Annotated in this window: 5 protein-coding genes and 1 pseudogene; all 6 read left to right on the forward strand. The window is 63.0% G+C overall.

Annotation, left to right across the window (positions count from 1 at the left end; all coding sequences use genetic code 11):
* Window positions 1-141 precede the first annotated feature (141 nt).
* A pseudogene (locus ACFPN9_RS27905) lies at window positions 142-855 on the forward strand (DDE-type integrase/transposase/recombinase); the annotation flags it as partial.
* A 38-nt stretch (window positions 856-893) separates the two neighbouring features.
* Window positions 894-1250, forward strand: coding sequence for a hypothetical protein (locus tag ACFPN9_RS27910; RefSeq protein ID WP_377817954.1), 357 nt, complete (start codon window positions 894-896; stop codon window positions 1248-1250).
* A gap of 139 nt (window positions 1251-1389) precedes the next feature.
* Window positions 1390-1557 (forward strand): IS3 family transposase, encoded by a 168-nt coding sequence (locus tag ACFPN9_RS27915; protein ID WP_377010895.1) that lies wholly within the window; start codon window positions 1390-1392, stop codon window positions 1555-1557.
* Window positions 1558-1902: 345 nt separating this feature from the next.
* Complete coding sequence (locus ACFPN9_RS27920) at window positions 1903-2994, forward strand: YihY/virulence factor BrkB family protein (protein WP_082732864.1); 1092 nt, start codon at window positions 1903-1905, stop codon at window positions 2992-2994.
* A gap of 80 nt (window positions 2995-3074) precedes the next feature.
* Window positions 3075-3332, forward strand: coding sequence for a hypothetical protein (locus ACFPN9_RS27925; protein WP_067989329.1), 258 nt, complete (start codon window positions 3075-3077; stop codon window positions 3330-3332).
* A gap of 3 nt (window positions 3333-3335) precedes the next feature.
* Window positions 3336-3809, forward strand: a complete 474-nt coding sequence (locus ACFPN9_RS27930) for a hypothetical protein (RefSeq protein WP_067253590.1) — start codon at window positions 3336-3338, stop codon at window positions 3807-3809.
* The last annotated feature ends 610 nt before the right edge of the window (window positions 3810-4419 follow it).

Raw genomic sequence — 4419 nt, forward strand, 5'->3', positions numbered from 1 at the left:
GACATATGAAAGCAACCGATCAAATCATCCCGACATAAACGCCTTGCCAAAGGGGGCGTCCACATATGAATCACGAAATCGACGCCGCTGGAATCGGCCGAACGGTCTTATGGGTTTACGGCCTAGGGCGGGCCATTCCATAAAACGGAGATTGCGGTCGCTGTCGCTGCCCAAGGACGGTTTGCCATGAACGCCGTCGCCGCGACGCTGGACGCGGCCCGTTCGCATCTCGCCGCGCGGCTGGCGCAGCGGACGGCCGGGCGCTCTCCCCAGCGCAGAGGCCGTCCGCCCCTGCCGGAAGAGGCGCTGCTGGCCGAAATCGAGGCAGTCATCGACGACATGCCGAGCTACGACTATGCCCGCATCTGGGCCAGGTTGCGCCGCAAGGCCCTGGCCGAGGGCCGTGCGCCCGCCAACCGCAAGCGGGTCTACCGGGTGATGAAGGTCCATGGCCTTCTGCTCGAACGCCATGCTGGCGGGGTCGAACGCCGTCACGACGGCCGCATCGCTGTCGCGCGCTCCAATTTGCGCTGGTGCTCCGACGGCTTCGAGATCGGCTGCGACAACGGCGAAAAGGTTCGCGTCGCCTTCGCGCTCGATTGCTGCGACCGGGAAGCCATGGGCCATATCGCCACCACCGAGGGCATCAAAGGCGAGGATGTGTGCGACCTCATGGTCACCGCCGTCGAGCACCGCTTCGGCAAGGTCAACCGCTTGCCGCAGACCATCGAATGGCTGACCGATAATGGCTCCTGCTTCATCGCAGGTCCGACCCGGCGCCGCGGTTCGCGTCCAGCGGCATATTCGCAAGATCGGCACAGAACACCGGCGGCCGGACCGGCTATGACCGGCCTGCGGCCGGATGGTCGAGCCGCCGGATCGAGGGTGTGAGCATGCTCAAGCTGCAATGGGGATTGATCGGAGTGCTCGCCTTTGGTGGCATCGGCCATCTTGCGGGGACGCTCATGAGCTATCCGCCGGGCACCGAGATCTTCGTCTGGTCGCTGACAGCGGTGTTCTATGTTTTCGCCGTGGTGTTTCTCCAGGCGCTTCGGCTGACGCGAAAGAACGATCGCTGGATCGGGGCGGGGGCTACCGTAGCCACGGCGGCATGGATGCTGCTGGCGCTGGGATTCGGGGCCGCGATTGGCGACATCCTCGATCCCCGCGGCCTGGTTCACGCCGGTGCTTCGGCGGCCCTCCTGATCACGACCTTGCTCAGCGCGTCAGACGCGCGAAGCCGCGGATAGTGATCCGATCCTTACGGCTGCAGGTGAACTGCTGGCTGAAGCTCATGGGCTGGCCCGCGTCTTCAAAGTCTTCGCGTCAGGCTATTACGCTTGACGCGGCAGGCCTGCCTCGGCGCGAGCGACTGCCAACCTCGACCTCATCCGGAAGATCCGCACGATCCATGCGGCCTCGCGCAAAACCTATGGTGCGCCTCGGCTCCATGCCGAGCTCAAGGCCGACGGGGTCGCCATCGGCAAGAGGCGTGTGGCCCGCTTGATGGGCGCGACCGGGTTTGTTGCGCTGACTGAGCGAACCGGGACGGCTTAGCCGAAGTGAATCGGGTGTCGCTCCTACCGTGCTATATTGCGCTCCTGGTCAAATCTCTTGGGAAAACTTGACCCGCCGGACGTACGAGTTCCGACCGGGCCAGCCCGTCTGAGCGACGCGAAGGCGATGCCATGCCTCGAATCTCAAATAGTCCTTCGAATGACTCCGCGAAAATTCGAGAGTTTTTTCAACGCTATCGGACGATAGCCCTTCCCTTTAATTGGACGAATTTGGAACTGACTCCACCGGCTCCGAGTTGGAGGCCAATCGCACCATCGTGTGCGCAATCGGAGGAACCAACATGTTTGGGGCGACGGCGTGCGGATACCGATCTTCTTGAAGCAAGTGGCGTTGGCGTGCGCCTACGGGTTCGCGGCCGCGCTGTTCGCGGCGGGTGCAATCTCGCTTGCGACGGGCGATCGCGGCCTGAGAAGTCAAAAAGGAGGCGGGTCGGGGGAAGGCTCGAGCGCTGAAGCACCGACCGAAATTCCTCCCGGCGGATGGCGTGATATCCTCTGGCGGACCTATGGCGAAGTCGACAAGGACCGTGTCCTCGCGGTTGCGGCCGGCGTCACCTTCTACGGACTTCTGGCAGTGTTTCCTGCGGTCACCGCGTTCGTTTCGCTCTACGGTCTGGTCGCCGATCCCGGCACCATTACCGAGCAGTTGTCGGTAGCTGAAGGCGTGCTGCCGAGCGGGGCAATCGAAATCCTTCGGGATCAGATCGTCCGCATTTCGACAGGCAACGAAACGAAGCTCGGACTGGCCTTCGTGATCGGGCTGGTTCTGTCCGCCTGGAGCGCCAACGCCGGAGTAAAGGCCGTCTTCGATGCCCTGAACGTCGCTTACGGCGAGGACGAAAAGCGCAGCTTCATCCGACTGAATTTGACCTCCTTGATCTTCACCCTCGGGATCCTCGTATTCGCGGTGATTGCGATCGTAGCCGTGGCAGCAATTCCAGTGGTGCTGGATTATCTCTATCTCGGAGATGCGGTGGAATGGCTTATCTCGCTCGGCCGCTGGCCCGCTCTCATCGTCCTGCTCATGGTCGGCCTGGCTGCCCTTTATCGCTTTGGCCCCAGCCGAGACGAGGCCCAATGGAAGTGGGTCAGCCCGGGAGCCGTTTTCGCGAGCATTGCCTGGTTGCTGGGCTCGGTGCTGTTCTCCTGGTACGTCGCCAGTTTCGAGGACTACAACAAGACCTATGGCGCACTCGGCGCCGTCATCGCGCTGCTGATGTGGATGTGGCTGTCCGCGACGATCATTCTCGTCGGTGCGGAGCTGAATTCCGAGGCCGAACGCCAGACGCTGCGCGATACCACCAAGGGGCCGCCTCGACCCATCGGCCTGCGCGGTGCTGAGGCCGCCGACAACAAGTTCGGTCCCAGGGGCGAGGGTTCCGCTCGAGATGATGAAAGCGGTTCCGATCATCAATAGCCAGAAGGCGAAAGGCGCGGAACTCTTCCGCGCCAGCGACCGTTGGAACCTGCGACATTGCCTTTGAACAGGAGGGTACTATGGTAGGTGAGAACGACGCTGATCGCGCCACGAAGCGGGCCGCTGATATGGTCTCCGAGGGTCGGGAAGCCGGAAGTGAAATCGCTTCCAATCTCAAGTCCGTGGGCATCGACACCGATCGCATGACCGAGGCAGCGGGCGAGGGGGTCAGCGAGTTGCAAAGACTGGTCATCGAAGAGGTCAGGGCGCAGCCGATGCGCGCCTTGGCGTGGGCTGCCGCCATCGGCGTGGTCGTCGGATTCTGGGCAGCGAGATAGGTCGTGGGCAGGTTGCTGGCTCATCTCGCCGAGACGGTCAAGGCAGCGCTTCGTCGCGAGCTCGTAATCTATGGCCTGTGGTCAGCCGGCGGCCTTCTCGTGCTATTCGCGGCCGGGTACGCGCTGGACGCGCTCTACACTTTCCTGATGTTCCGATGGGGCGGAGTCGCAGCTAGTCTGGCTGTCGCCGCAGCCCTCCTTCTGAGCGCCGTCGCGGCAGTTTTGGCGGGTTATCTCATCTCGAGAACGCCGTCCGAGCCGATCATCGATCGCCTGCAAGATTCATTGGAACGGTCGCCGACCGCGAAACGCCTCGACCGGTCGAAGAAATTGATGGCGCCAACCATCGGCGGCGTATTCGCCGGCGCGGTTGCCGCCATGGCAACACTTTTCATGCTGCGCCGTGCTCCGCCCTCTCGCGACAATCTTCCAGACGCAGGCACGAAGCCCGGGGCCTATTCAGACAGGCGTCGATAGGCCGATCACCGTTCCCCGTGCAGCGGAGAGCACCTTGGAGCGCATTGCGATCATTGGCGCGACCGGGCTGATCGGAACGAGCATCGGCGCTTCATTGGTGTCGCGCGGTTTCCATCGTGTAAAGGTAGCGCGGCATGTCGAGGGAAACGCGCTGAGCCAATCCGGTGTCGTTTGGAAGGCGGCCGATGTCGGGCGCACGAGCCGGGTCGAATGGGCGGTTCCCGACCTCACTCCGGGCACTGGCAGCCACTATCTGCCTTCGCCGCCACCTTCAACCCACGACGGGATCTGCCGCTGCGCTATACCAACGGCTCCGCGCCAGATCCCGTCTCCACCCCGGTTAACAGGCCACAGCCTACCGCCGGAGCGAACTCCGCGCTGGATAGAAACTGTGACGTTGCCCCCAGTTTTTATCCAGCGCTGAGTTCGTTTTTGGCGGGTTTGAGCCTGCCCCCGATGCTGGACCGGCCTGCTGGCCGCTTCCAGGGGGTAAACGGTCACCGTGGGCTGCTGTCAGGCGCCACGACAAACTGCCCCCCTGACGCCATGAGGAACTGACCCCTCTGGAGAGGAGGTCGGCATGGAAGAGCAAGAGGTTCAGAGTTCTCCG

It is taken from the genome of Allobosea massiliensis (assembly GCF_042655245.1).
Taxonomy (GTDB): Bacteria; Pseudomonadota; Alphaproteobacteria; order Rhizobiales; family Beijerinckiaceae; genus Allobosea; species Allobosea massiliensis.

Bases quoted from the DNA above. Each gene is read 5' to 3' on its own strand.
- ACFPN9_RS27925 (WP_067989329.1), top strand. From the start codon at position 3,075: ATGGTAGGTGAGAACGACGCTGATCGCGCCACGAAGCGGGCCGCTGAT.
- ACFPN9_RS27910 (WP_377817954.1), top strand. From the start codon at position 894: ATGCTCAAGCTGCAATGGGGATTGATCGGAGTGCTCGCCTTTGGTGGC.